Annotated in this window: 22 protein-coding genes and 4 tRNA genes; 15 read left to right on the forward strand and 11 right to left on the reverse strand. The window is 71.0% G+C overall.

Going from position 1 to position 26,226, the window contains the following annotated elements; genetic code table 11:
- Positions 1-55 precede the first annotated feature (55 nt).
- The 4 genes from purD (at position 56) to IA22_RS0108145 (ending at position 6,242) form a co-directional block, all read left to right on the forward strand.
- Positions 56-1,309 carry a phosphoribosylamine--glycine ligase gene (purD, locus tag IA22_RS0108130; RefSeq protein WP_030123154.1) on the forward strand — a complete coding sequence of 418 codons (1,254 nt, stop codon included), beginning with the start codon at positions 56-58 and terminating at the stop codon, positions 1,307-1,309.
- Positions 1,310-1,785: 476 nt separating this feature from the next.
- Positions 1,786-3,504, forward strand: coding sequence for a M48 family metalloprotease (locus IA22_RS0108135; protein WP_030123155.1), 1,719 nt, complete (start codon positions 1,786-1,788; stop codon positions 3,502-3,504).
- Positions 3,505-3,721: 217 nt separating this feature from the next.
- Complete coding sequence (locus IA22_RS0108140) at positions 3,722-5,185, forward strand: N,N-dimethylformamidase beta subunit family domain-containing protein (protein ID WP_030123156.1); 1,464 nt, start codon at positions 3,722-3,724, stop codon at positions 5,183-5,185.
- A gap of 130 nt (positions 5,186-5,315) precedes the next feature.
- On the forward strand, positions 5,316-6,242 hold the full coding sequence (locus IA22_RS0108145) for a phosphoribosylaminoimidazolesuccinocarboxamide synthase (RefSeq protein WP_030123157.1): 927 nt from the start codon (positions 5,316-5,318) through the stop codon (positions 6,240-6,242).
- A gap of 40 nt (positions 6,243-6,282) precedes the next feature.
- Here IA22_RS0108145 and IA22_RS0108150 read toward each other — a convergent pair.
- The 5 genes from IA22_RS0108150 to IA22_RS0108170 form a co-directional block, all read right to left on the reverse strand.
- Positions 6,283-6,358, reverse strand: a tRNA-Gly gene (locus tag IA22_RS0108150).
- Positions 6,359-6,831: 473 nt separating this feature from the next.
- Positions 6,832-8,091, reverse strand: a complete 1,260-nt coding sequence (locus IA22_RS0108155; RefSeq protein WP_030123158.1) for a sensor histidine kinase — start codon at positions 8,089-8,091, stop codon at positions 6,832-6,834.
- Positions 8,092-8,258: 167 nt separating this feature from the next.
- Positions 8,259-8,331: transfer RNA gene (locus IA22_RS0108160), tRNA-Gly, on the reverse strand.
- Between the two features lie 79 nt (positions 8,332-8,410).
- A tRNA-Gly gene (locus IA22_RS0108165) sits at positions 8,411-8,482 on the reverse strand.
- Between the two features lie 152 nt (positions 8,483-8,634).
- Complete coding sequence (locus IA22_RS0108170) at positions 8,635-8,970, reverse strand: histone-like nucleoid-structuring protein Lsr2 (RefSeq protein WP_015578033.1); 336 nt, start codon at positions 8,968-8,970, stop codon at positions 8,635-8,637.
- Between the two features lie 385 nt (positions 8,971-9,355).
- On the opposite strand from IA22_RS0108170, the gene purS reads away from it, so the two are divergent.
- From purS to IA22_RS0108205, 7 genes are all read left to right on the forward strand, one after another.
- Entirely contained in the window at positions 9,356-9,607 is a 252-nt protein-coding gene (gene purS / locus IA22_RS0108175) for a phosphoribosylformylglycinamidine synthase subunit PurS (RefSeq protein WP_014155066.1), read from the forward strand.
- Positions 9,604-10,284: a phosphoribosylformylglycinamidine synthase subunit PurQ gene (gene purQ, locus IA22_RS0108180; protein ID WP_014155065.1), complete on the forward strand. Its 681-nt coding sequence runs from the start codon at positions 9,604-9,606 to the stop codon at positions 10,282-10,284. The genes purS and purQ overlap by 4 nt, the downstream gene beginning before the upstream one ends.
- Positions 10,281-12,530 carry a phosphoribosylformylglycinamidine synthase subunit PurL gene (gene purL, locus IA22_RS33995; RefSeq protein WP_014155064.1) on the forward strand — a complete coding sequence of 750 codons (2,250 nt, stop codon included), beginning with the start codon at positions 10,281-10,283 and terminating at the stop codon, positions 12,528-12,530. The genes purQ and purL overlap by 4 nt, the downstream gene beginning before the upstream one ends.
- Before the next feature lie 106 nt (positions 12,531-12,636).
- On the forward strand, positions 12,637-13,161 hold the full coding sequence (locus tag IA22_RS0108190; RefSeq protein WP_014155063.1) for an ArsR/SmtB family transcription factor: 525 nt from the start codon (positions 12,637-12,639) through the stop codon (positions 13,159-13,161).
- Positions 13,162-13,310: 149 nt separating this feature from the next.
- Entirely contained in the window at positions 13,311-14,570 is a 1,260-nt protein-coding gene (locus IA22_RS37320; RefSeq protein WP_245229549.1) for a hypothetical protein, read from the forward strand.
- 49 nt (positions 14,571-14,619) lie between these two features.
- The gene (locus IA22_RS0108200; protein WP_015578036.1) at positions 14,620-15,420 is read left to right on the forward strand and encodes a maleylpyruvate isomerase family mycothiol-dependent enzyme; all 801 of its coding nucleotides are present in this window, start codon (positions 14,620-14,622) and stop codon (positions 15,418-15,420) included.
- Between the two features lie 31 nt (positions 15,421-15,451).
- A complete protein-coding gene (locus IA22_RS0108205; RefSeq protein WP_038271944.1) occupies positions 15,452-16,303 on the forward strand; it encodes an META domain-containing protein in 852 nt (283 codons plus the stop codon).
- Positions 16,304-16,369: 66 nt separating this feature from the next.
- Here the strand turns inward: IA22_RS0108205 and IA22_RS0108210 are convergent, their stop codons facing one another.
- Both IA22_RS0108210 and IA22_RS38205 read right to left on the reverse strand, forming a co-directional pair.
- The gene (locus IA22_RS0108210) at positions 16,370-17,824 is read right to left on the reverse strand and encodes a sulfatase family protein (RefSeq protein WP_030123161.1); all 1,455 of its coding nucleotides are present in this window, start codon (positions 17,822-17,824) and stop codon (positions 16,370-16,372) included.
- A 196-nt stretch (positions 17,825-18,020) separates the two neighbouring features.
- Positions 18,021-18,113, reverse strand: coding sequence for a putative leader peptide (locus IA22_RS38205; RefSeq protein WP_351329360.1), 93 nt, complete (start codon positions 18,111-18,113; stop codon positions 18,021-18,023).
- A gap of 522 nt (positions 18,114-18,635) precedes the next feature.
- Here IA22_RS38205 and purF point away from each other — a divergent pair.
- Both purF and purM read left to right on the forward strand, forming a co-directional pair.
- Positions 18,636-20,162 (forward strand): amidophosphoribosyltransferase, encoded by a 1,527-nt coding sequence (gene purF, locus IA22_RS0108215; RefSeq protein WP_014155058.1) that lies wholly within the window; start codon positions 18,636-18,638, stop codon positions 20,160-20,162.
- Positions 20,163-20,222: 60 nt separating this feature from the next.
- Positions 20,223-21,296, forward strand: coding sequence for a phosphoribosylformylglycinamidine cyclo-ligase (purM, locus tag IA22_RS0108220; RefSeq protein WP_015578038.1), 1,074 nt, complete (start codon positions 20,223-20,225; stop codon positions 21,294-21,296).
- 137 nt (positions 21,297-21,433) lie between these two features.
- Here the strand turns inward: purM and IA22_RS0108225 are convergent, their stop codons facing one another.
- Both IA22_RS0108225 and IA22_RS0108230 read right to left on the reverse strand, forming a co-directional pair.
- A complete protein-coding gene (locus IA22_RS0108225) occupies positions 21,434-21,691 on the reverse strand; it encodes a DUF3073 domain-containing protein (RefSeq protein ID WP_014155056.1) in 258 nt (85 codons plus the stop codon).
- 342 nt (positions 21,692-22,033) lie between these two features.
- On the reverse strand, positions 22,034-23,125 hold the full coding sequence (locus IA22_RS0108230) for a Leu/Phe/Val dehydrogenase (protein WP_014155055.1): 1,092 nt from the start codon (positions 23,123-23,125) through the stop codon (positions 22,034-22,036).
- Positions 23,126-23,302: 177 nt separating this feature from the next.
- Between IA22_RS0108230 and IA22_RS0108235 the strand changes: the two genes are divergently transcribed.
- Positions 23,303-24,145 carry a DUF8083 family protein gene (locus IA22_RS0108235; protein WP_030123162.1) on the forward strand — a complete coding sequence of 281 codons (843 nt, stop codon included), beginning with the start codon at positions 23,303-23,305 and terminating at the stop codon, positions 24,143-24,145.
- Positions 24,146-24,806: 661 nt separating this feature from the next.
- Positions 24,807-25,013, forward strand: coding sequence for a developmental transcriptional regulator BldC (gene bldC / locus IA22_RS0108240; protein ID WP_003949541.1), 207 nt, complete (start codon positions 24,807-24,809; stop codon positions 25,011-25,013).
- Positions 25,014-25,548: 535 nt separating this feature from the next.
- On the opposite strand, the gene IA22_RS0108245 is transcribed toward bldC, so the two are convergent.
- Entirely contained in the window at positions 25,549-25,920 is a 372-nt protein-coding gene (locus IA22_RS0108245) for a DUF6274 family protein (protein ID WP_030123163.1), read from the reverse strand.
- Between the two features lie 144 nt (positions 25,921-26,064).
- A tRNA-Asp gene (locus IA22_RS0108250) sits at positions 26,065-26,139 on the reverse strand.
- Positions 26,140-26,226: the final 87 nt, after the last annotated feature.

Below are 26,226 nucleotides of genomic sequence, written 5' to 3' on the forward strand. Positions count from 1 at the left end.
TCCACGGAGCGGCGCCCGTCGAGGCCCCCGGCCACCGGCGGCTAGGCTGCACCCCGTGAAGGTCCTCGTCATCGGCGGCGGCGCCCGCGAACACGCCCTGTGCCGCTCTCTGTCCCTCGACCCCGATGTCACCGCTCTGTACTGCGCCCCCGGCAACGCCGGTATCGCAGAGGTGGCCGAACTGCACCCGGTCGACGCACTCGACGGTGACGCCGTCGCGCGCCTCGCCACCGAGCTGGGCGCCGAGCTGGTGGTCGTCGGCCCGGAGGCGCCGCTCGTCGCCGGTGTCGCCGACGCCGTGCGCGCGGCCGGCATCCCCTGCTTCGGCCCCTCGCGCGAGGCCGCCCTGCTGGAGGGCTCCAAGGCGTTCGCCAAGGACGTCATGGCCGGGGCCAACGTCCCGACCGCCCGTAGCTACGTCTGCACGACGCCCGCCGAGATCGACGAGGCCCTGGACGCCTTCGGCGCTCCGTACGTCGTCAAGGACGACGGTCTCGCGGCCGGCAAGGGCGTCGTCGTCACGGACGACGTCGAAGCCGCGCGTGCCCACGCCCTGGCCTGCGACCGCGTGGTCATCGAGGAGTTCCTCGACGGCCCCGAGGTGAGCCTCTTCGCGATCACCGACGGCACCACGGTGCTGCCCCTCCAGCCCGCCCAGGACTTCAAGCGCGCCCTCGACGGCGACGAGGGCCCGAACACCGGTGGCATGGGCGCCTACTCCCCGCTTCCGTGGGCGGATCCGAAGCTGGTCGACGAGGTCATGCAGACCGTCCTGCAGCCGACCGTCGACGAGCTGCGCCGACGCGGTACGCCGTTCTCCGGACTGCTGTACGCCGGTCTCGCCATCACCTCGCGCGGTGTGCGGGTCATCGAGTTCAACGCCCGCTTCGGTGACCCCGAGACCCAGGTGGTCCTGGCCCGGCTGAAGACGCCGCTCGCGGGGGTCCTGCTCGGTTCCGCCAACGGCACCCTGGACCTCGTACCCGCGCTGAACTGGCGTGACGACGCCGCCGTCACCGTGGTCATCGCCTCGCACAACTACCCCGGCACGCCCCGCACGGGAGACCCGATCGAGGGCCTCGCCGATGTGGTGGAGAAGGATGCGCCGGACGCCTTCGTCCTGCACGCCGGCACCCGGCAGGACGGCGACGCCGTCCTCAGCGCCGGAGGCCGCGTGCTCTCCGTCACGGCGACCGGCAAGGACCTCACGCAGGCCCGGGAGCGTGCCTACACCGCCGTCGGCCGGATCCGGCTCGACGGCTCCCAGCACCGCACGGACATCGCCCGCAAGGCCGCCGAAGAGGCCTGAGGCCCGAGCCCGCTCGACCCACCGCGGTGTCCGGCCCCGCCGGTCTGTCCGCCGCCCCTGTGCCCGGCCCTCCACGGAGGTGCCGGGCACAGGCGCGTCCGGGGCGGCCCGCACGCCGGACGAAGAGGCCGTTCCCGCGCCCGTCCGTGGCCAGTCCCACGAGTGCCGGGGCCCGCCCCTGCCCCCGTGCCCGGAACCGCAACGTCCCGGGACCACGTGCCCGGGACCGCCCCCGGGCCGCAGAAGGGGGCCGCGGTACCACCGAACGGCTGGACAGCGGCCCGTCAGCAGCTTTGACCAAAGCCATTCCATCGGGTGACGACTCGGCCATCCGGATGACGCCCGCCGAGGCCCCAACTAGGGTGCGGCGCAAGCGTTCGGGCACTTGGCCCACCGACATTGCGATGTCGGTGACGGGTGCCACAGTGGGGGAGTGACCAACACCGTCGCGGGGGCAGAGGGGGTGACCTACGACCGTGTCCGGTACCGGTTCGGTTGAGGAGCTGGGTGCGCACGCAGCGCGGGCCAGGGCCGTGGCTCTTTTGCGCATCCGCAGCAGAGCCACAGCCCTGGCGATCCTGCCGGCGGCCGCCTCGGTCGTGCTGCTCGTCGCGGTGGCCCAGGGGCACATCGGTCCAGGCGTCTGGTCCACGGTCAGCTGGGCGGTGACGGCCTGCGCCGTCGTGGTCCTGCTCGTCGCCGCCGCGGTCGCCCTGGCCGTGTCGCGGGCGAGGCCGGCGGTCAGTCCGACCGTGCCCCTCACCGAGGCCGCGGCCCCCGACCTCTACCGCCTGGTCCGGGACCTGGCCGACCGGCTGGACGTCCCCGCGCCGTCGGCCATAGAGCTCACCCCGGACTGCGACAGCTGGCTGGAGGACCGTACGCACCCCGCCGCCCGGCCGCCGGTGAAGGACGTCGCGGGGCAGCCCGGGATCAGGCGGGGCCGTCGGATCCCGGCGGCCCCCGTCCTGGTGATCGGGTCCCCCTTCCTGTGGTGGATGAGGGTCGCCGAGCTGCGCGCGGTCCTCGCCCCGGTCGTGGCGGGCACCGGGCCTTCCGCCCACCCGGACATAGCCGCCGCCCGTCGCTTCGTCCGCGGCCTCGACGCCGCTGTCGCCGACGCCGCCCTGCCCGGGCAGGGATTCGTACGCAGGATCCCCACGGCCTTCGTCGGGTGGATCGCCAAGGTGCTGCTGCGCGGCTGCCGCGGGCACGCGGCGGAGATGGAGCGCTGCGTCGCCGCCGCCGCGTCGGGGCGCGCCCACGAGGTGGACTACGGGCTGCGGATCGCCGCCCAGGAGCAGGTCGGCCTCGCCTACGCGGGCTGGGACCGCCTGCTGACCAGGGTCGCGCTGCCGGCCTGGCGGATGGGGCGCTGGCCCTCCCGGCTCGACGCGGGCGTCGTCTCCGCGCTCACGGAGCTGTCGAGGCGCGACCGGCTGGCGGAGGGCTTCACCTCCCGGCTGGGTGAGCGCCCCGCCTGCGATCTGATCGAGGAGCCGGGCGCGGCCGACGAGGCCGCCTCGCTGCTCGCGGCCCGGCTCTTCCACGGAGGGCCCGCCGAGCCCGGTCCCGGCTGGTCCCCGGTCGACTGGCAGCAGTATCCGGACGAGGTCGTGGACCGGAAATGGCGTACGGAGGCCGCGCGTCTGCACCGGGTGCTCGACGCCATGGGGGTGGCGGCCAGTGTGTCCGTAGGGAGCCCGGGAGCGCCGGGGGCCGACGGCGTCCCCACGCTCGCCCGGGTGATCGGCCACCTCGCGGCGCCGGGCGCCGACAGCGAGGCGCTGGCGGCCGGGATCGGCGCCGCCGTCGCCCGCGAGGAGGAGCGGACGGCACCGAGGCCCGGGACCGGCGTCGCGGCGGACGGCGTGCCGGCTGCGGCGGGAACCGACCCCCTCGACCTCTGGGGGTCCGTCCCGCTCCCGCTCTTCCCCCTCCAGCCCCCTCGTACGGGCGCGGAGCTGCTCGCCGACCACGTCGTGGCGATGGTCTGCTGCGCCGCCGTGGACACGGCGGGGGCCGCACCCGGGCTCGACTGGCTCGACGGTCCCGCGCTGCTGGTCGACGGCGGTCGCAGGTCGGACCTCGGCGCCCCGGTGCTCAGCCTCGTCGAGGACGGGGACGCGGAGCCGCTGCTCTCCTGGCTCAGCGCGGTCGGCGTGCGGACCGACAAACCCGTACGCCTGGGCTGAGAGGTGCGCGTGGGCGGAAAGTGCACCTGAGGTGCACGGTCGTCCGTCCACTTAGGTGGCGAAATGCGTCAGATGTCCCGGCAATACCCGGAAGATCGGGCTTCGTTCACATCAATTAGCGACGAACGGTGACGGAGTGCGTGCGTAATGTGATGTGCTGGGTTCGCGTCGGTAGGCGGCGCACCGGAGGTTTCGGGGGACGAGGGAGGGGAGCGGGATGGGGGCGGAGCATATCCGGCGCTGGGAATCGGGTGCCCTCGCGCATGCCGTGAGCGACCCTTTCGGACAGGGCCCGCTGCCTTGGCTGCGCGGCAGTGAGAACTACTTCGACGACACCGGCCAGGTCGTCCCCTGGTACGCCGACGCCGCCCTGGGCCGCAGCGGCACCGGAGGCGGCACGCGCGCGGCCGACGACGTCCGCCAGCAGATCAAGGGCTTCGCCTCACCCGGGGCGGCGGCGCCCGGCGAGGCGATCGACTTCCACATCACCGTGGACCCGCCCCAGCAGTTCTCCGTCGACATCTACCGCATCGGACACTATGCGGGCGACGGCGCCGCGAAGATCACCACCAGCCCGCGGCTCTCCGGCATCGTCCAGCCGGCGCCGATGGCCGTGGAGCGCACGGTCTCCTGTCACCACTGGTGGCTCTCCTGGCGGCTGCAGATCCCGGCCTACTGGTCGGTCGGCGCCTACGTCGCCGTGCTCACCACCGCCGACGGCCACCGCTCGCACGTCCCCTTCACGGTCCGCGACGACCACCCGGCGGACCTGCTGCTCCTCCTCCCCGACGTCACCTGGCAGGCCTACAACCTCTACCCGGAGGACGGCCGCACCGGCGCGAGCCTCTACCACGCGTGGGACGAGCAGGGCAGGCTGCTGGGCGAGGAGGACGCCGCGGTCACCGTCTCCTTCGACCGCCCCTACGCGGGCGCCGGCCTGCCTCTGCACGTCGGCCACGCCTACGACTTCATCCGCTGGGCCGAGCGCTACGGCTACGACCTCGCGTACGCCGACGCCCGTGACCTGCACGCCGGCCGGGTCGACCCCGGCCGGTACCGGGGCCTGGTCTTCCCCGGACACGACGAGTACTGGTCGGTGCCGATGCGCCGTACCACCGAGCTCGCCCGGGACACGGGCACCTCGCTCGTCTTCCTCTCGGCGAACACCATGTACTGGCAGGTCGGCCTCGGTCCGTCGCCCTCGGGTGTCCCCGACCGTCTGCTCACCTGCCGCAAGCGCCGAGGGCCGGGGAAGTCCGCGCTGTGGCGTGAGATCGACCGCCCCGAGCAGCAACTGTTGGGCATCCAGTACGTGGGCCGGGTCCCCGAACCCCACCCCCTGGTCGTGCGGAACGCGAGCCACTGGCTCTGGGAGGCCACGGGCGCGGCCGAGGGCGACGAGATCGACGGACTGGTCGCCGGAGAGGCCGACCGCTACTTCCCGCGCACGACGCTCCCCGAGCACGAGAGCCGCATGCTTCTCGCGCACTCCCCCTACGCCGACGGCGACGGCGCGACCCGGCACCAGGAGACCTCGCTGTACCGCGCCCCGTCGGGCGCGCTCGTCTTCGCGTCGGGCACGTTCGCGTGGTCCCCGGCCCTGGACCGACCCGGCCACGTGGACCCCCGCATCCAGCGGGCCACGGCCAATCTCCTCGACCGGATCTGCAAGAGGGACTGAGCGGGCGCGTACGCGGACACGGAGGCGGAGGGCCGGGAGTCGCCCGTCCGCAGTGCGACCCCTGGCGCCGCGGACCTTTCGCATGCGGGACAATCGGAACCACTCCTGGATCAACCTACGCGGAGGCAGCGTGTCCGGTTTCGTAGAAAAGCCCGAGCCCGTGCAGGTGCCGGGTCTCACCCATCTGCACACCGGCAAGGTGCGCGACCTGTACCGGAACGAGGCGGGCGACCTCGTGATGGTCGCCAGCGACCGCATCTCCGCCTACGACTGGGTCCTGCCCACCGAGATCCCGGACAAGGGCCGCGTGCTCACCCAGCTGTCGCTGTGGTGGTTCGACCAGCTCGCCGATCTCGTCCCCAACCACGTGCTGTCGGCGGAGCTCCCCGCCGGGGCACCCGCCGACTGGGCCGGCCGCACCCTGATCTGCCGTTCGCTGCGGATGGTCCAGGTCGAGTGCGTGGCGCGGGGTTACCTCGCGGGCTCCGGCCTGGCCGAGTACGACGCCGACCGGACGGTGTGCGGCATCGGTCTGCCCGAGGGGCTCGTCGACGGCTCCGAGCTCCCGGGGCCGATCTTCACCCCGGCCACGAAGGCCGCGGTCGGCGATCACGACGAGAACGTCTCGTACGAGGAGGTCGCCCGCGAGGTCGGCCCCGAGACGGCGGCCCTGCTGCGACGCACGACGCTGGACGTCTACAGCCGCGCCCGGGACATCGCCCGGGAGCGCGGGATCATCCTCGCCGACACGAAGTTCGAGTTCGGCTTCGCGCCCACCGAGGACGGCGGCGAGGAGCTGATCCTCGCGGACGAGGTGCTGACGCCGGACTCCTCCCGCTTCTGGCCGGCCGAGATCTGGGAGCCGGGCAAGGCGCAGCCCTCCTACGACAAGCAGTTCGTGCGTGACTGGCTGACCTCGCCGGCCTCCGGCTGGGACCGGCACGGCGAGCAGCCGCCCCCGCCGCTGCCGCAGGCCATCGTGGACGCGACCCGGGCCAAGTACCTGGAGGCGTACGAACTCCTGACGGGCCTGAACTGGTCGGACCGGGAGCGGTGACAGCAGAAGGCCCCGGTCACGAGGACCGGGGCCTTCTTCATGGAGCGGACGACCAGGTTCGAACTGGCGACCTCAACCTTGGCAAGGTTGCGCTCTACCAACTGAGCTACGTCCGCAAGCGCCGCAGCGCGATGCCTACTATACCCAACCTCTCTCCCCCGAGAGACCCACTGGTGCGTGAGGGAGCTCCGTACCGGGTCCGAAGACGGCCGCAGGCAGGTGGCTGCGCACCGTTCCGCGCCACCCGACGTCGGCTTCGCGGCGGCGCCCCGTCCTCTGCCGGCGCCCACGCCTCGGCCCTCGCACGGTCCGACAAGGGCCCCTGGCGAGGGTCGCGTCCGCCGCCAACCAGGTTTCCACGTAACGGTTTCCGGCGTGCACCGTACGGACGATCCCGGTCGGCCGCCGCGCGCCGACCGTCCGACTGACGAGCGCCCGGACACCGCCCACGGCACGCGCTTCGGACATCCCCGGCCGGCCGTGACCCGTCATGACCGTGGCCCGGCGGCAGGGCGGTCCGGTCCGCAGGGATGTGGCGACCTTCACACCGTCCGTGCCCGGCGCCTCCGGGCCGAGGGCGGCGACCGCGTCAGTCCTTCTCCTGGGGAGAGGGCTCGGTGCTCCGCGGCGAGGGCAGCGGGATCGCCGCGGTCAGACGGAAGAGGCCCTCGCCCGTCGGCCCCGCCTCCAGCGAGCCGCCGACCGCTGCCAGTCGTTCCCGGAGGCCGTGGAGCCCCGAGCCGCCGCCGGAGACCACGGCCGTGCCCGGCGGCGCACCGTCGTTCTCCACCACCAGACGGGCGCTGTCCGGCGCGGTCTCCAGCCGGATGGCGCACCGCTGCGGATTGCCGTGCCGCAGCACGTTGGTGGCGGCCTCCCGCACGGCCCAGCCGAGCGCCGACTGCACGGGAGCGGGCAGCCGCCCGCCGTCGCCCTGGACGGCGCACTCGATTCCGGCTGCCCGCAAGACCCCCCGGGCTCCCAGCAGTTCTGTCCGGAGGTCAGCCTTCCGGTACCCCCGTACGACGTCGCGGACCTCCTGCTGGGAGGTGCGCGCGATGCGCTGGACCTCCACCATCTGGTCCATGGCCGCGGGCTGTCCGCGCTGCGCCAGCTCCACGGCGAGTTCGCTCTTCAGCGCGATCACCGCCAGGTTCCGGCCCAGGACGTCATGCATGTCCCGCCCGAACCGCAGCCGCTCCTCGGCGACGGCCAGCCGCGTCTTCACCTCCTGGGCGTCGCGGAGCCGGGACATCACGCCCAGCGACCACGCGGAGATCCGCACGGTCACCGCGATCAGCCCGATGGTGAAGGTCATCCCCAGGAGGGTCTGGGCCACGAAGGCTCCGCTGCCGCCGGCCAGCGCGGCGCCTCCGCCCGCACCCGCCGCCACGGCGGTCAGGGCCACGGGGGACATCCACAAGGGAGTGATCAGGACGAGGGAGGTGCCGAACGGCAGGACCGCCGCGGACAGGGCCAGCGGCAGCTCGGGAAACTCCTCGGGGCCGGTGTGGGCGCCGAGGCCGAGCAGTCCCGCGATGCTCGCCAGCATCAGGGCGGCCCCGAGTGCGGCCGGCCTCCGGTCCACGGGCCGGTGGCCCAGATAGCTCTCCAGGCCACGAGCCACCAGCGGAGTCGCGCAGAATCCCTGGGCGAGCCCGATCAGGACCGTTCCGGCGATCAGGGCGACGGGGGCGTCGGATGCCCGCACGGGGCGCGTCAGGGGCAGCAGCACCTGCGGCACGATCGACATCCACACCAAGCAGTGGAGGGTGCCGCGCGTGTAGAGGTCCATCTTGTCGAACCCGTCACGCCGCTGCCATCGGTGCACCTGTGCCCGTACCCACACGGTCGCGCTCCCCCCTCGTCCCGGCCGGACCTCCCGGCCCAGGACCTCCGCCGGATCACGGTCGCGACCCCTGCGCAGTGTCATCACCGCGCATGACACACGTCATGCGCCGATATCCGGAAACGCCAAAGGCCCCGGTCGAAATCGACCGGGGCCTTTGAATCAAGAGCGGACGACCAGGTTCGAACTGGCGACCTCAACCTTGGCAAGGTTGCGCTCTACCAACTGAGCTACGTCCGCATTGCCGCCACTCGGCTTTCACCGGTGGAGCGCTCACTACTCTACCTGATCCACTGAGTGGTCCGGTAAGGCGGTGCAGAGCGGGTGACAGGAATTGCACACTGCGCCTTCCTCCTGGAAGGAGGATGTTCTACTACTGAACTACACCCGCACGCTGCGTCGGACCCGGCTTTTCGGCCTTGCCCTTCGGCGTGCTCCAGACTCTAGCCGACCTGCAGGGGTGTTGTGCAAGTCGGCTCCCCGGGGCATCCCTCGGGCGGGAGGCGGGCCATTGAGCGGAACGGAACATTCCGGGCGGAGGTCTCAACTGGCGGCGTCGAACGCCTCGTAGACCTTCTTGGGGATCCGGCCGCGCGCCGGCACCTCCATCCGGTGCGAGCGGGCCCAGGCGCGCACGGCCGCGGGATCCGGTGCCAGCGACGTGTGGTGGTACGAGACCGGGGCCCCGCCTCGCTTGCCGGTATTTGTCTGCTTTCGGCCGGCCGCCACGTACGGAGCCAGCGTCGTACGCAGTTTCTTTGCATTGGCGGGATTGAGGTCGATCTCGTACGACTTCCCGTCCAGGGCGAAGGTGACCGTTTCCGCCGCTTCTCCCCCGTCGATGTCGTCGGAGAGCGTAACCACTACGCGCTGAGCCACGGATATCGGTCCTTTCCTTCGGCATCGTCGCGCCTGACATGCGTCGATGCCGGCCTTCCGGCGGCTGGGCGGATACGGATCGACTGCTGTCGACTGTTCCGGGGCAATCGTGCTTTCCCGCGTATTCATTTGTACAGCGGTGGGAGCCGCATTGTGAAGCCCGGCCAATTACATCCGCGTGTTGCCGTCGTGTGTCCGCGTGCAATCCGGATGAAGATTTTTTCCCAGGATTTTCCCTGGGCGGCGTTGCCGCCGATATCTCGCCGTGATCAGGGCGAGGCGATATCTACCCGCGTAGAATTTCTGGCCAGGTACGCTGAGTGGACCCGCGGGGATCTGGGGAACCCCTCGGAGACACAGCCGCACCACACCACCGGGAGTGCCAGTGGCACGCGTCGTAGTCGACGTCATGCTCAAGCCGGAGATCCTCGACCCGCAGGGACAGGCTGTGCAGCGCGCACTGCCCCGTCTCGGCTTCGACGGAATCGCGGACGTTCGTCAGGGAAAGCGTTTCGAGCTCGAGGTCGAGGGGCCGGTCGACGACGCCGCCCTCGCCCGCATTAACGAGATCGCCGAGACCTTCCTCGCCAACACGGTCATCGAGGACTTCACCGTCACGGTGGAGGAGGAGAAGTGACCACCCGTATCGGAGTCGTCACTTTTCCCGGCACGCTCGACGACCAGGACAGCCTGCGGGCCGTGCGGATCGCGGGTGCCGAACCCGTATCCCTCTGGCACCGCGACAAGGACCTCCACCAGGTCGACGCGGTCATCCTGGCGGGCGGATTCAGTTACGGCGACTATCTGCGCGCCGGCGCCATCTCGCGTTTCTCGCCGGTGATGGAGACCGTCATCGAGCAGGCGAAGGCCGGTCTGCCGGTCCTCGGTATCTGCAACGGTTTCCAGATCCTGACCGAGGCACACCTGCTGCCCGGGGCGATGCTGCGCAACAACCACCTCCACTTCATCTGCCGCGACCAGAAGCTGCGGGTGGAGAACGCGGAGACGGCCTGGACCTCGGACTACACGGCGGGCCAGGAGATCTCCGTACCGCTGAAGAACGTGGACGGCCGGTACACCGCCGACGAGCGCACGCTCGACGAGCTGGAGGCCGAGGGCCGCGTCGCCTTCCGTTACGCCGACGTCAATCCGAACGGCTCGCTGCGCGACATCGCCGGCATCACCAACGCCGCGGGCAACATCGTCGGTCTGATGCCGCACCCGGAGCACGCCGTCGAACCTCTGATCGGCACCGGTCGCACCGACGGCCTGGGTTTCTTCACCTCGATCATCAAGAAGCTGGTCAACGCATGAGCCTGGACACGGTCAAGCACGCGGCCGAAACCCCGGACGCCGGACAGCCCTGGAAGGAGCTCGGCCTCAAGGAGGACGAGTACGCCCGGATCCGCGAGATCCTGGGCCGCCGTCCCACCGGCGCCGAGCTCGCCATGTACTCCGTGATGTGGTCGGAACACTGCTCCTACAAGAGCAGCAAGGTCCACCTCAAGCAGTTCGGCGAGAAGGTCCCCGCCAACGACGCGATGCTCGTCGGCATCGGCGAGAACGCCGGTGTGGTCGACGTCGGCCAGGGTTACGCGGTCACCTTCAAGGTCGAGTCGCACAACCACCCCTCGTACATCGAGCCCTACCAGGGCGCGGCCACCGGCGTCGGCGGCATCGTCCGCGACATCCTCGCCATGGGCGCCCGCCCGATCGCGGTCGTCGACCCGCTGCGCTTCGGTGCGGCCGACCACCCCGACACCCGCCGCGTCCTGCCGGGCATCGTCGCGGGCATCGGCGGTTACGGAAACTGCCTGGGCCTGCCGAACATCGGCGGCGAGGTCGTCTTCGACGCCTGCTACCAGGGCAACCCGCTCGTCAACGCCGGCTGCATCGGCGTGATGAAGCACGAGGACATCCACCTGGCGCAGGCCTCCGGCCCCGGCAACAAGGTGATCCTCTACGGCGCCCGCACGGGTGGCGACGGCATCGGCGGCGTCTCCGTGCTCGCCTCGGAGACCTTCGACGACACCAAGCCCGCCAAGCGGCCCGCCGTCCAGGTCGGCGACCCGTTCCAGGAGAAGCTCCTCATCGAGTGCACCCTGGAGATCTTCAAGGAGAAGCTGGTCGCGGGCATCCAGGACCTCGGCGGTGCCGGGCTCTCCTGCGCCACCAGCGAGCTGGCCTCCGCGGGTTCCGGCGGTATGCGCGTCGAGCTGGACACCGTGCCGCTGCGCGACTCCTCCCTCTCGCCCGAGGAAATCCTCATGAGCGAGTCGCAGGAGCGCATGTGCGCGATCGTCGAACCGCAGCACGTGGACCGCTTCATGGAGATCTGCGAGAAGTGGGACGTCATCGCCACCGTCATCGGTGAGGTGACCGAGGGCTCGCAGCTGGAGATCTTCTGGCACGGCGAGCAGATCGTCGACGTACCGCCGCGGTCCGTGGCCCACGAGGGCCCGACCTACCACCGGCCGTTCGCCCGGCCGTCCTGGCAGGACGCGCTCCAGGCGGACGACGCCGGGGCGCTGGCCCGTCCGGCGAACGGCGCGGAGCTGCGCGAGCAGGTCCTGAAGCTGGTCGGCTCCCCGAACCAGGCCTCCAAGTCCTGGATCACCGACCAGTACGACCGCTTCGTGCAGGGCAACACGGTGCTCGCGATGCCCGAGGACGCCGGCATGGTCCGGATCGACGAGAAGTCGAACCTGGGCGTGGCCATGGCGACCGACGGCAACGGCCGCTACGCCAAGCTCGACCCGTACACGGGCGCGCAGTTGGCGCTCGCGGAGTCCTACCGCAACGTCGCCGCTTCCGGTGCCAAGCCGCTGGCCATCTCCGACTGCCTGAACTTCGGCTCGCCCGAGGACCCGGACGTCATGTGGCAGTTCGCCGAGGCCACCCGCGGGCTTGCCGACGGCTGCCTGGAGCTGGGCACCCCGGTCACCGGCGGCAACGTGTCGCTGTACAACCAGACCGGTGAGACGGCGATCCACCCGACGCCCGTCGTGGCCGTCCTCGGTGTGATCGACGACGTCACCCGGCGCACCCCGGTCGCGTTCGCCGAGGAGGGCCAGCTGCTCTACCTCCTGGGCGACACCCATGAGGAGTTCGGCGGCTCGGCCTGGTCCGAGGTCGTCCACCAGCACCTCGGCGGGATGCCGCCGAAGGTCGACCTGGGCCGCGAGAAGCTGCTCGGCGAGATCCTGATCTCGGGTTCCCGCGACGGCATGATCGACGCGGCGCACGACCTGTCCGACGGCGGTCTGATCCAGGCGGTCACCGAGTCCTGCCTGCGCGGCGGGAAGGGTGCCCGGCTGGTCGTCCCCGACGGCCTGGACGCGTTCACCTTCCTGTTCTCGGAGTCGGCCGGCCGTGCGGTCGTCTCGATTCCGCGCAGCGAGGAACTCCGCTTCAACGACATGTGCGGCGCGCGGGGTCTTCCCGTCGCCCGGATCGGTGTCGTGGACGGCGACGAGATCGAGATCCAGGGCGAGTTCAGCATCCCGCTGAGCGAGCTGCGCACGGCGCACGAAGGGACCCTGGAGGGTCTGTTCGCCTGATTTCCGCCCGTACCGAAGCCCCCGTCCGGGTCGACCGGACGGGGGCTTCGGCGTTCTCCCACGAAACAGTTGAGTGATGTTACGTAATTACGTAAGGTTGGGTCCTGTGAAGCTTGAGGAGCGCGTCGCCGAGCTGGAGCGCCGCCTCGCGGTGCTGGAGCGGGCGGCGGAGGGCGACAGGCCCGGTCTGGACGACGGTGACTTCTGGGCGCTGGACGGGCTCAAGGAGCAGCTCGAACAGGTCGGGGAGGCCGCCGCCGACGGCGGGGTGCTGTTCACGGGTGCGGTGAGGCTCCCGGCCGGTGAGCACTACGAGTGGCAGTACGGCGCCCTCACCGGAGGGCTGCTCGGCACCGAGGAGGAGCGCCCCGACTGGGCGGAGGCCGCCGAGCCGCTGGCCGCGCTGGGCCACCCCGTCCGGCTGCGGCTGCTCCGCGAGATCCTCGGCGGCTGCCGCACGGCCGCCGAGCTGGCCGGACTGGACGACATGGGTACGACAGGCCAGATCTACCACCATCTGCGCCTGCTGACCGGCGCGGGCTGGCTGCATACGACGGGGCGCGGGCGCTACGAGGTGCCGGGTTCCCGCGTGGTGCCGTTGCTGGTGGTGCTCACGGCCGCCCGCCCCTGACTCCCGCCCGCCGGAGCCCAGCGACCCCGTGTCCTGGGGGTGTTTTCGGTGTGCCCCGTGACAGTGCGACCTCGGTGGCCGAGGAGGCCGTCGGCAGTGACTGATAGCTTGCGGGGCGCCAGGCCAGGCCGAGTTGACGGGGGTCGATGATGGACGACGGCACGCGCGCCGAAGCGGATGTCCCGCCGGGCCGGGGGCGTCTGCGAGGGGCTCTGAACACGGTGTTCGTGCTGGTCGCCGTGGCGGGGATCGGTCTCAGCCTCTGGGCGCTCGTCAGCGATGTGCTCGACCTGCGCACGCGGGCCGAGAGCCGTGAGCGCATAGAGGAGGGGTGCGGCGGTCTCGTCGACCCCGACCGGGTGCTCGCTCTGAACGGGGGCGTCGACCAGGTGGCACTCTCCGACCGCCACCGCATCAGCACCGAGCGGACCGACAGCAGCTGTGTCGTCTACCGGGTGGGCGAACCGAGGTCGGCGTACGGGCGCTTCTCGCTCGACCTCACCCTGTACCCGGCCAACCCCAACGCCGACGAGCACCAGGTGGACGCGGAGCACGAGCCCTTCGACTACTTCACCGCCGAGGACAGGGACGACGTCACCGCCGCCGCGCAGTACACGCTGCCGCATCCGCTGGGGGACGGCGGGCTGGGGGAGTACGACGCCGACACGGTGACGGTCAGGGCCCTCTGCGCCGACGGGGGCGGGGTCTCCTCCGTCAGGGCCGAGGTCACCGCCCTGTACGACGGACCCGTCACGTCCGGCGACCGCCGCGAGCTCGCCGCTCTGGGACGCCAGGCGGCGGAGCGGGCCGCGGCGGAGACGGGCTGCCGGGCCGAGATCCCCGCCGTGCCCTCCGCGCTCCCCGAGCCGAGGACCACCCTCGTCGCCGCCGCGGAGGCGGGCGGCACCTGTGCCTGGTACGGACGGCACACCGCCGCCCACGGACAGGGCGAGCTCCCCGACCGGGCGCTCGCCGCGCCGGCCGGAAAGGCCGGCGCCCACGACTCCTGCCTGCTGGCGATGAGCCCGGAGGGGACCGAGAGGATCTGGCCGGCCTACGAGAAGAGCCACCCGGACAGCGCTGATCTCGACAGGATGCTGACCCTGCGTCCGCTGTGGATGCAGACGGACACCCTGGTGGGTGACGGCACCAGGGGGCTGCGGAGCAGTGCGGTGAACAGGACCCCGGTCCTGCCCGGGACCGCGGGATCGGCCGACGGCATCTGGTGGGCCTCCTCCGTCTGCGACGGCAGGCCGGCCCTGCACCTGATGCACGTCTCCTTCCCGTACGACGACATCCTCCGGGACCGGCTGGAGCCCCTGTTCCGTGCCTACGTCGAGGACGCCACCACGCGCCGGGGCTGCACCGGTGTCACCTTCCCCGCCGCCTCGGCCTTCGCCGGGCCCTGAACCTCCGTGCGCGGGGCCCCTGTCACAGGCGCCCGTTAGTCTCGCCTCCATGCCCCCGGCCAAGAAGCGCCCGCGCGCCTACGACCTCAGCCGGACCCGTACGGCGGTCCTGGCACAGTTCGCCCACGTACGGGCCGCGGTTCGCGCCCTGACGCCCGGGCAGTTGTCCGGTCCGTCCGGGCTGGGGGAGTGGACCGTACGGGACCTCGCGGCGCACGTGACCACGGTGCTGGAACGGACCAGCGGAGAGCTGGAGCGTCCGGAGCCGTCCGGTGGCACACCGCAGCTCACCCTGCTGGAGTGGCCCGCCTCCACGGCAGTGCAGGCCGAGGGGATCGCGGACGACGCCAGGGCCCTGGCCGCGGCACGGCCCCGGCTCGACGCGCTCTACGAGGAGACGGCCGAACGGTTCGCCCGGCTCGTCGCCGACGTCCCGGGCGAGCGGCTCGTCACGACTCGTGCGGGCACCATGCGGCTCGGCGACTTCCTGGTCACCCGGACCGTCGAACTCGTCGTGCACAGCGACGATCTCCACCGGGCGACGGGCCTGGACGTCCCGTACGACCGCCAGGCGCTCGCCGCCTGCACCCGGCTGCTCGCCGACGCGCTCGCCGACAAGGCGCCCGGTGGCTCGGTCGAGGTGCGCGTCCCGCCCTTCGCCGTCGTGCAGTGCATCGGGGGTCCCAAGCACACCCGGGGCACCCCGCCCAATGTCGTCGAGACGGATCCGCTCACCTGGCTCCGGCTGGCGACCGGGCGTACCCGGTGGGCGGAGGCGGTCGAGGACGCGCTGGTCAGCGCCAGCGGCGAGCGGGCCGACCTCGCCCCGCTGCTCCCGCTGACGGGCTGAACGGAACCGGATCGGCCGGTCGTTCCGTCCCATGGCCATGCGCACACAACGTATGCCTGTCAGCGCCCTTGCCGTCCTGACCGCCTTCACCCTCGCCGCCTGTGGTACGGAGTCGGGCTCCGGAGCGGGATCCGGGGACTCCGGGGACGGCAGCGGCACCGTACGCACCGAACCGGCCGTGACCGGTGTCCACTGGAACGTGTCGTCCCTGACCGCCGGCGGAACGAAGACCGCCGCACCCGAGGGCACCCACATCGAGATCGACTCCGAGGGCAAGGCCACGGGCAGCCTCGGCTGCAACCGGTTCACCGCCGATGTCCGCCTCGACGGCGACAAGGTCACCGTCGGGCGGAGCACCAGCACCGGGATGGCCTGCGCGAAGGAGGCCCAGCAGTTCGAGACCGCGATGGGCAAGGCCTTCCAGGGCGAGCTCACGGCCGCCGTGGCGGGGAAGGGCCAGGCGAGGACCCTGACCCTGACCACCGCGCGGGGCGACTCCATCGCCCTCACCGCCGAGCCCCCGGCCCCGCTCACCGGCACCGCCTGGAAGGTCACCGGACTCGTGTCCGGCAGCGCCGCCTCCTCCGTGCCGGCCGGCACGGAGGACAAGGCACACCTCACCTTCGGCGAGGACGGTTCGGTGGAGGGGAACCTCGGCTGCAACTCCTTCCACGGCAAGGCGACGGTCTCCGGCTCCACGATCACCTTCGGTCCGCTCGCCTCCACCCGGAAGATGTGCCCCGGCCCGGAGATGAAGCTGGAACGGGCGCTGCTCGGTGTACTGAAGGGGAAGACGTCGTACGAGATCGATCACCGTTCCCTGTCCATCGAGGCGAAGAGCGGCGAAGGTCTGGACGCGTCGGCCCCGGCCGCCAAGGGCTGATCCCGCGGGCGCCTCCGATCCGCCGGGGCGTCACGTGGAGCACCGGGGGACCGGGGGCGAGCGGTTTCAGGGGGTGGTGGGGTACGGGAGCAGACCCGCGTCCGTCCTCTCCCAGGAGGCCCGCAGCTCGGCCAGCCGCTCCGGCTCGGCCTTCGCGCGGTCGGCCTGTTCACGCAGGTCGTCGGCCAGGTTGAACAACTGGTCGGTCCCGCTCCTCCCCCGGTAGTACTTCCAGTCCCCGCGTCGCAGCGCCCGCTCGCCGCGCACCCGCCAGAACAGGTCGCGTTCTCCCGGCGTCTCGCCCCGCAGCAGGTATCCGGCGAGGCTCACACCGTCCAGCGGGTGCGCGGGGTCGGGCCGCGCCCCGCCGAGCTCCAGCAGGGTCGCCGTCCAGTCGGGTGAGAAGACCGGGAGGTCGCTGACCTGGTTCGCCTCGATGCGTGCCGGCCAGCGCAGCACCGAGGGGACCCGGATTCCGCCCTCCTGGAGGGAGCTCTTGTTGCCGGACAGCGGCCAGTTGTAGGAGAAGCGCTCACCGCCGTTGTCGCTGGCGAAGAAGACGAGGGTGTCCTCCTCCTGCCCCGACCGCTTCAGGGCCCGCAGCACCTCGCCGACCGAGCGGTCCAGGTCCTCGACCATCTGCGTGTACTTCTCGACGGAGCCCGCGTCGGCGTTCCGGAGGGCGGACCTGTCACCGGCCTTGATCCGGCGGACGATCTCGGCACCGGCCTCCGTGTCGCCGTCGGCGATCCACGGCCAGTGCGGGGTGGTGAAGTTCAGGTTGAGCAGCCACGGCCGGTCGTGGTCGCGCCGTACGTACTCGCTCGCCCGCTCCGTCAGCACCTGGGTGTAGTACCGCAGGTCCTTGTACTCGGCATCCCCTTCGTACAGGTCGTACTCGCCGGCCAGGCCGAGCTTGGAGTAGTACTCCAGGGCTCCGCCGAAGTTGCCGAAGAACTCGTCCCAGCCCGATCTGGTCGGGCTGTGGTCGGGCAGGTACCCGCAGTGCCACTTGCCGATCAGGGCGGTCGAGTAGCCGGCTCCGCGCAGCAGGGACGCCAGCGTCGGATGGGTCGGATCCAGACCCACCGACCTGTCCGCGATGGGCTCGGCCAGCCCGCCCTTCGTACGCCCGGGGTAGCGGCCCGTGTAGAGGCTGAAGCGGGTGGGCGAGCAGGTGGCGGAGCCGGAGTAGGCGTCCGTGAACCGCACGCCCTGGCGCCCGAGCCGGTCCAGGTGGGGGGTGCGGATGTGCGGTGCCCCGTAGGAGGAGAGATCCGCCCAGCCGAGGTCGTCGCCGAGGATGAACAGGATGTTGGGACGGCGTGCGTGCTTTCCGCGGGCGGCACGGAACGGGCGCTCCCGCGTCACCTCGTCGGGGGACCTCCCGGAAGCGGCGGCTGTCCGCGTCCCGACGGCCGCGGTGGCGGCGGTCGCCCCCACGGCGGTGGTGAAGGCACGGCGGCTCAGCGGCGGACCGATCGGATCATTCGAATCTACATTCGAATTGCGAGAGGGCATGAGGTCTCCTGGGCGGGCGGGCCTCGAGCGCCGTGCGGACGGCGCGGCGCGAGGGGGATGGGTGGGGCCGGCCCCGTCGGTCCGAGGTGCACAGGGGGACGCACCCGGTCACGAAGGGGGGGAGGAGGAGATGCGGACGTGCGCGCGTGCCGGATTCCGGGGCGGAGGCCCTGCGGGATGTTCCGGGAGGCGGCGGTCAGGCGCAGCGACAGAGAGCGCTCGCGACACGTCCCAGATCGACGTGGCGGCGCTCCACGAGCGTGACCGTACGGTCACCGGGGGGCTGCATGGGGAAGGAGCCTGCCAACGGGGCATGGGCCTGTCAACGGTGGTCTCGGACTGCGGACAACCGGCCCCGCGTGCCTCCGGATCCGCCCCGAAGGCCTCCGGAGCCGACGTGGTCGCGATGCGGGCCGGCCGGCCCGGCCGGACCGAACGGGGCCGGCGGGAACCCGCTGAGCGCCCCGCGAGGGCCTTCGCAGGGGTCCGGCGGTGTGAGGCTCGCCACGAAACGAGCGTTCGGCCACGCCCCGCCCACGGGGTCGGCCCGGCTCACCGAGGGCCACGGCCGGGGCGATTCCGGTGCGGGGGTGCCTACTTGCCGGACCGGCCGGTAACCGCCCGTCATCCCGGGCATCGGCGGCCCGGAGGCCTTCCGCGCCGACGCGCGCCCTCCGCCCATGATCACCCGCAGTGACCGTCCGACCTCGGCCCGGGCCGTCGCGGGGAGCGCTCCCTCGCCCCGTCACGGGTGCCGGCCGGGCTGTCACCCAATTCGGACCGGTGGTCGATCTCCCCTACACTCGGTGGCGTGCCTCGTGGTGATGGACGACTCAACCACGACCTGCTCCCCGGAGAGAAAGGCCCCCAGGACGCTTGCGGCGTCTTCGGTGTCTGGGCTCCGGGTGAAGAGGTCGCCAAGCTCACCTATTTCGGACTGTATGCCCTGCAGCACCGTGGACAGGAGTCCGCGGGCATCGCAGTGAGCAACGGGTCCCAGATCCTGGTCTTCAAGGACATGGGACTGGTCTCGCAGGTCTTCGACGAAACGTCTCTGGGATCGCTCCAGGGCCATATCGCGGTCGGTCATGCCCGCTACTCCACCACCGGTGCCTCGGTGTGGGAGAACGCGCAGCCGACATTCCGTGCCACCGCGCACGGCTCGATCGCCCTGGGTCACAACGGCAACCTGGTCAACACGGCCCAGCTCGCCGAGATGGTCGCCGACCTTCCTCGCAAGGACGGCCGTGCCACCCAGGTCGCGGCGACGAACGACACCGATCTGGTGACCGCTCTGCTCGCCGGCCAGAGAGACGACGACGACAAGCCGCTCACCATCGAGGAGGCCGCCGCCAAGGTGCTTCCCGAGGTCAAGGGCGCCTTCTCGCTCGTCTTCATGGACGAGCACACGCTCTACGCGGCCCGTGACCCGCAGGGCATCCGCCCGCTGGTCCTCGGCCGCCTCGAGCGTGGCTGGGTGGTGGCCTCCGAGTCCGCCGCCCTGGACATCTGCGGTGCCAGCTACGTCCGCGAGATCGAGCCGGGCGAGCTCGTCGCCATCGACGAGAACGGCCTGCGCACCTCCCGCTTCGCAGAAGCGAAGCCCAAGGGCTGTGTCTTCGAGTACGTCTACCTGGCCCGCCCCGACACCGACATCGCCGGTCGGAACGTCTATCTCTCGCGTGTGGAGATGGGCCGGAAGCTGGCGGCCGAGGCCCCCGTCGACGCCGATCTGGTCATAGCGACGCCGGAATCGGGGACCCCCGCGGCCATCGGTTACGCGGAGGCGAGCGGAATTCCGTTCGGATCCGGTCTGGTCAAGAACGCCTACGTCGGCCGGACCTTCATCCAGCCCTCGCAGACCATTCGCCAGCTGGGCATCCGGCTGAAGCTCAATCCCCTCAAGGAAGTCATCAAGGGCAAGCGCCTGGTGGTCGTCGACGACTCGATCGTCCGCGGCAACACCCAGCGCGCCCTGGTGAGGATGCTCCGTGAGGCGGGTGCCGCCGAGATCCACATCCGGATCTCCTCCCCGCCCGTGAAGTGGCCCTGCTTCTTCGGCATCGACTTCGCGACGCGTGCCGAGCTGATCGCCAACGGCATGTCCGTGGACGAGATCGGCACCTCCATGGGGGCCGACTCCCTCGCGTACATCTCGCTCGACGCGATGGTCGAGGCGACGACGATCGCCAAGCCGAACCTGTGCCGCGCCTGCTTCGACGGCGAATACCCGATGGAGCTCCCGGACCCGGAACTGCTCGGCAAGCAGCTGCTGGAGACCGAGCTGGCGGCCGGCCCCGCCGCGACCGCGGCGGCGGACGCGCTGCGTCGTCCGTGACCCGGACCGACCGGCTGCCTCCCCACCAGCCCCGTATTCCCACACGAAAGATCCCGGGCCATGTCTGAGACAACAGGTGCTTCCTACGCTGCGGCGGGCGTCGACATCGAAGCCGGTGACCGCGCCGTCGAGCTGATGAAGGAGTGGGTGAAGAAGACGCAGCGCCCCGAGGTCGCGGGCCTCGGCGGCCTCGGCGGTTTCGCCGGCCTCTTCGACGCCTCGGCACTCAAGCGTTACGAGCGCCCGCTGCTCGCCTCCGCCACCGACGGCGTCGGCACGAAGGTCGACCTGGCCCGGCAGATGGGCGTCTACGACACCATCGGGCACGACCTCGTCGGCATGGTGGTCGACGACCTGGTCGTCTGCGGCGCGGAGCCGCTCTTCATGACCGACTACATCTGCGTGGGCAAGGTGCACCCCGAGCGTGTCGCGGCCATCGTGAAGGGCATCGCCGAGGGCTGCGTCCTCGCCGGCTGCGCCCTGGTCGGCGGAGAGACGGCCGAGCACCCGGGCCTGCTGGGTCCGGACGACTTCGACGTCGCGGGTGCCGGTACCGGTGTGGTCGAAGCCGACCTCCTGCTGGGCCCGGACCGTATCCGTAAGGGTGACGCCGTGATCGCCATGGCGTCGTCCGGTCTTCACTCGAACGGGTACTCGCTCGTGCGCCACGTGGTCTTCGACCGGGCCGGGTGGACCCTGGACCGGCAGGTCGAGGAGTTCGGCAGGACGCTCGGCGAGGAGCTCCTGGAGCCCACCAGGATCTACTCCCTGGACTGCCTGGCACTGACCCGCACGACCGAGGTGCACGGCTTCAGCCATGTCACCGGCGGTGGTCTGGCCAACAACCTGGCCCGGGTGATCCCGGACGCCCTGCACGCCACGGTCGACCGTTCCACGTGGACGCCCGGCGCCGTGTTCGACCTGGTCGGCAAGGCCGGACAGGTCGAACAGCTGGAGCTGGAGAAGACGCTCAACATGGGCGTCGGCATGATCGCCGTCGTCCCCGCCGACTCGGTGGACGCGGCCCTGACGACGCTGGCCGACCGGGGTGTCGACTCCTGGGTCGCCGGTGAGATCACCGAGCGCGGCGACCACACCACGGGCGCCGAGCTGACCGGCAGCTACGCACGGTAGGACGCCAAGACCGCCGGTCCGGCACACCACCGGACCGGCGGAAACGCGACGCGGGGGCGTCGCGCGGGCGCCCCGGGTCCGGACAACACAGAACCCGGTCCGGGCGGGCCCGGACCGGGTTCTGTGTCAGCGCGAGGTCAAGCGCCGCGGCGCTGTGACGACGGACCGGACTGGTCGTCCTCGTCCGCGTCCTCGTCGTCGTTGTACAGATCCGCGTACTGTGCGTACGGGTCATCTTCCTCGTCGTCGTCCTCGAACGGCTCGGCGTTCGGTGGTTGACTCGAAGGCGATGCGCCCAGCTCATTGGCCAGACGCGACAGGTCAGTCCCGCCGCTGCTGTACTTCAGCTGGCGGGCGACCTTGGTCTGCTTGGCCTTTGCCCGGCCGCGCCCCATGGCTCGACCCCCTCGGTGACGGGGCTCGACGGCCCCAGAGTCTTGACACGCGTTCATGTTTCAGGACGGACTCCCAGCTGAGAGACCGCGCCCGTGGCTTTAACGGTACCTGCTTCCTTGGCCATACGGTACGCCGCCCGCATCACGTGCCGCTGCGCAGGACCGAAGAGGAGCCCGTCCTCGCTGGTCAACCCTGATTTTAACCTCTTGTGGACGGGCGACCCGCCGACCGGAGTGAGTCTTGTCTCCTTACGGGCCGTCGGCCGCCTCCCGCCCGTGCCGGCCCCCGCCACGGGGCTCGCTCACAGCTCGGTGACGGGTACCGGACATCTCGGCGACGTGTCAGGGGCGACGGGCATCCGCCATCCGCTGCTCCGCGATCCGGTCGGCCGCCGCAGCCGGCGGAATCCCATCAGCCTTCGCACGTGCGAATATGGCCAGCGTGGTGTCGAAGATCTTCGTCGCCTTCGCCTTGCACCGGTCGAAGTCGAAACCGTTCAGTTCGTCGGCGACCTGGATGACGCCACCGGCGTTCACCACGTAGTCCGGTGCGTACAGAACCGATCGGTCGGCCAGGTCCTTCTCGACGCCCGGGTGGGCGAGCTGGTTGTTGGCCGCGCCGCACACCACCTTGGCGGTGAGCACCGGCACGGTCTCGTCGTTCAGCGCGCCGCCGAGCGCGCACGGGGCGTAGATGTCGAGCCCCTCGGTGCGGATCAGGGCGTCGGTGTCTGCGGCGACGGAGACCTCGGGGTGCAGGTCGGTGATCCTGCGTACCGACTCCTCGCGCACGTCCGTCACGACGACCTCGGCACCGTCGCTCAGCAGGTGCTGGACCAGGTGGTGGCCGACCTTGCCCACGCCCGCGACACCGACCTTGCGACCGCGCAGTGTCGGGTCTCCCCAGAGGTGCTGGGCGGAGGCCCGCATCCCCTGGAAGACGCCGAACGCGGTGAGGACGGAGGAGTCGCCGGCGCCGCCGTTCTCGGGGGAGCGGCCGGTGGTCCAGCGGCACTCACGGGCGACCACGTCCATGTCGGCGACGTAGGTGCCGACATCACAGGCGGTCACGTAGCGTCCGCCGAGGGAGGCCACGAACCGGCCGTAGGCCAGGAGCAGTTCCTCGGTCTTGACCAGGGCGGGGTCGCCGATGATCACGGCCTTGCCGCCACCGTGGTCGAGACCGGCCATGGCGTTCTTGTAGGACATGCCGCGCGACAGGTTCAGCGCGTCCGCGACGGCCTCCTCCTCGGAGGCGTAGGGGTAGAAGCGGGTCCCGCCGAGGGCCGGGCCCAGGGCGGTGGAGTGGAGGGCGATCACGGCCTTGAGACCGCTGGCGCGGTCCTGGCAGATCACGACCTGCTCGTGGCCGCCCTGATCCGAGTGGAACAGGGTGCGGAGCACGTCGACGGGCACGCCGGTCACATCGGTCACTGTGGTGACTCCCAAGTACGAAGCGGCGGAAGACCCTCCTGAAGGTGGGGAGGGTCCCGGACCGACCGGCACCCGGCCGGTCGACTGGGCAAGAGCGTAAGTCCTCGTGACGGGTAGATCTGTTCCCCTCCCCGGCATCACCCCCCTGTGGAGTACGGCCGTGACACGATCTACCGCATGTCGGTGGTGTCTTCGGTGCTCGTCCCTTACGCGTCCTACCTGCGGGTGTACGAGCCGCTCGCCGCCTTCGGTGAACCCGAGCGGGGTCACTGGACGCGCTACGCCCGGCGCGTGGACCTCCCCACGGCCCAGGACGAACTGCGCGGCTCGCTGGCCGGCCTGGTCCCCACCCCTCCGGTGGCGGTTCCGGTGCACGAGAGCGGGGACGCCTTCGTCGCGGTGGTCGACGGGGCGATCGTCGTCTGCCCGTGGCGGACCCGGATGCGCGGGTGGCTGGCAATGAGTGAACTGGGGGGTCTGTTTCCAGCCACTGTGCTGGACGCGGTGCTGCCTCCGGTGGTGCGGGGCCAGGCGACGGCGGACTACGAACGGTGGGCCGAGCGGAACCCCGACGCACGCCCCTGGATCCGGACCACGGTGTGGCACGTGCCGGTGCGCTGGTTCGTGCTGTTCGACGACGAGGAACGGGAGTGCGTGACCGACGGTGGCGCGGAGGGCCGGATGCTGCGCTACCGGACCCCGATGGTGCAGGCACGGCGCAGGCTGGCCAGAGCGCTGCGGACCCTGCGGGAGACCGTGGACGAAGGGCCGCTGACCGAGGGGCTGGTGGAGGTCGGGCGCTGGCTGGAGGAGTTCCACCCGCGCGCCATGGTCGAGTTGGACTACGGCGGCCTGGTGCACGCCCTGAGCTCCGAGCGGCTCGCGGGTGACCGGTCGGCCGCGGACGTGGCCGAGGGCATCGCGGCGCTGCGTTCCGGGGACCACGACGCGGCGGGTGTCGCCTACGGGCGTCTCGCCGAACGATGGCGAGCGGTACGCGACCTACAATCCTCCAACTAGCCCGAAGCGGTGCCAATGGCGACGCATCGGAGCATAGAGGTGCTATCAGCAGGGAAGAGACATCCTGTGAGGTGTCCGACATCCAGCGGCACCGAGGGAGTCCGGCGGAGGTGAACGGAGATGTCCTGAGGGCAACTGACGGGCCGTGAACCAGAGCCAGGTGTGACGCGTGTGACAGGCGGGGCGAGAATCGGTAGTTGGGGCGTTGGGACCTACGTCCCGAACCGGGCCTTTGCCTCAAGCGTGACGGACAGCACTAACGGGGCCCTTGCGCCCTTCCCTACTCCTCATGCCAAAATAGGACAAGGAGTCCGGGGAGGACTCTGTCCGTCCAACTATGGGCGGAATGCTCAGCATTGCACGCTATGGGGGGTCTGATGACTTCTGGTGACTCCTGATTGTCCTGTGACTGATCGTTACTGGGGCGTGACTGTCCGCTATGGCATGGTCCATCGGCTTCCGTCGCTGATGAACACCTGGGAGGGCAATTCCATCGGTTTGGCCGACGTGGCTGGACGGATGGTGTAGTTGTAGTGCCGAGGACAAGCCGTTCGTCCTATAACCGACTCGGCCCGCGTCCGCCATTTCGGGCAACGCGGGTCAAGGTGCAGAATTTAGAGGAAAGAACCGAGAAGGTTCGGTTCTCCCGAGGAGGCCGCTCATGACCGCTCGCACCCCTGATGCCGAGCCGCTGCTGACCCCGGCTGAGGTCGCCACGATGTTCCGCGTGGACCCGAAGACGGTCACCCGTTGGGCGAAGGCTGGCAAGCTCACGTCCATCCGTACGCTCGGTGGACATCGCCGGTACCGCGAGGCAGAGGTCCGCGCACTGCTTGCGGGTATTCCGCAGCAGCGCAGCGAGGCCTGACACACCCCTGTCGCCGCAGCCACAACAGGGCGCCGAAGGGTCCCCCAACCCCCGGTGATCCCACCCATAGCTCCACACGACGGGTGCCCGCCCCAACGGGCTCCATGCCTGTGACATGCGGGTACGTCGTTCGATCGCGCTGGACTCCGCCGGGTCCAGCGCGATCTTTTTGTGTCCGGTGGGGAGTTCCGGACGGCATCCCGCCGATGCCCGCTGCGGGACCGGAGTCGCCTGGACGGTTCGCGTGGCCGCCCGAACCTCCCGACGGGTCGGTTTGCCGGGAGGGCGCGTGCGACTGTGGGCGGGGTTGTTCGGGCCTGTTCGCCCGGGTCCCTGACGTCGTGGGCCGGCTCGGGTGGAACGGTCCGGGATGTACTTCCGGGGCAGTGCAATTGCACATATTAAATTCGCCAGTTGTAGGAAGCGCGTAAAGTACCACCTGCGAAAAAATGTTTCGGTGACTCGCGTCACACCGGCGTGGTGCTGCCACCTATGAGCCTGTCACCGCACGGGGGCGGCTGGCTGCGGCAGATGGTCATGTCGCGGGGGGACTTTCGTCCCCGGGGTAAGGGTCGGGATGCCCCCGGGGGCCGTCCCCGGCGGGGTCCGGGCGGAGATCCTCGGCGGGCCCGGAGTCGGCCGTCCGGGGCCGGGTGGTGACGGGTGGGGCCCCGACGGCCCCCGCAGGGGCTCCGGAGGCCGTGTGCGGAGCCGGCGGCGGGTCGGCCGCATCGCCGGACTCCTCGGGCCTGTGCGGCTCCTGTGGGGCCGTCAGGGGCTCCATGGCGAGCCGCAGCAGGCGGTGGCAGATCGGACAGTGGCGGGTGAGGTGGCGGTAGCCGGAGGCGGCCGCCAGGTGGGCGCGCAGCAGCGCGCGGGTCTCGTGCCTTTCCGTGGGCGCAGGCATGCGTGCGGCCTCCCCGTGGACCCGGCCGCCCGGCGTCGAGGGAAACAGGGGCGGACTCCGTCCTTACGGAGTTACCCGCGCCGGGAGCGCGACGTCAAGACGCGCGAAAGCCCGGATCCAGGGGATCCGGGCTTTCGTCTACTGCGGTCCTGACGGGATTTGAACCCGCGGCCTCCACCTTGACAGGGTGGCGAGCACTCCAAACTGCTCCACAGGACCTTGTTTTCGCTGCCTGCCTTGCGGCCTGCTGCGAAGCAAGACTGTACAGGAGGTCCGGCTGCCAGGTCGAACTCACTCGGAGTGCGG

This window comes from Kitasatospora papulosa, from assembly GCF_000717245.1.
GTDB classification, from domain to species: Bacteria; Actinomycetota; Actinomycetes; order Streptomycetales; family Streptomycetaceae; genus Streptomyces; species Streptomyces papulosus.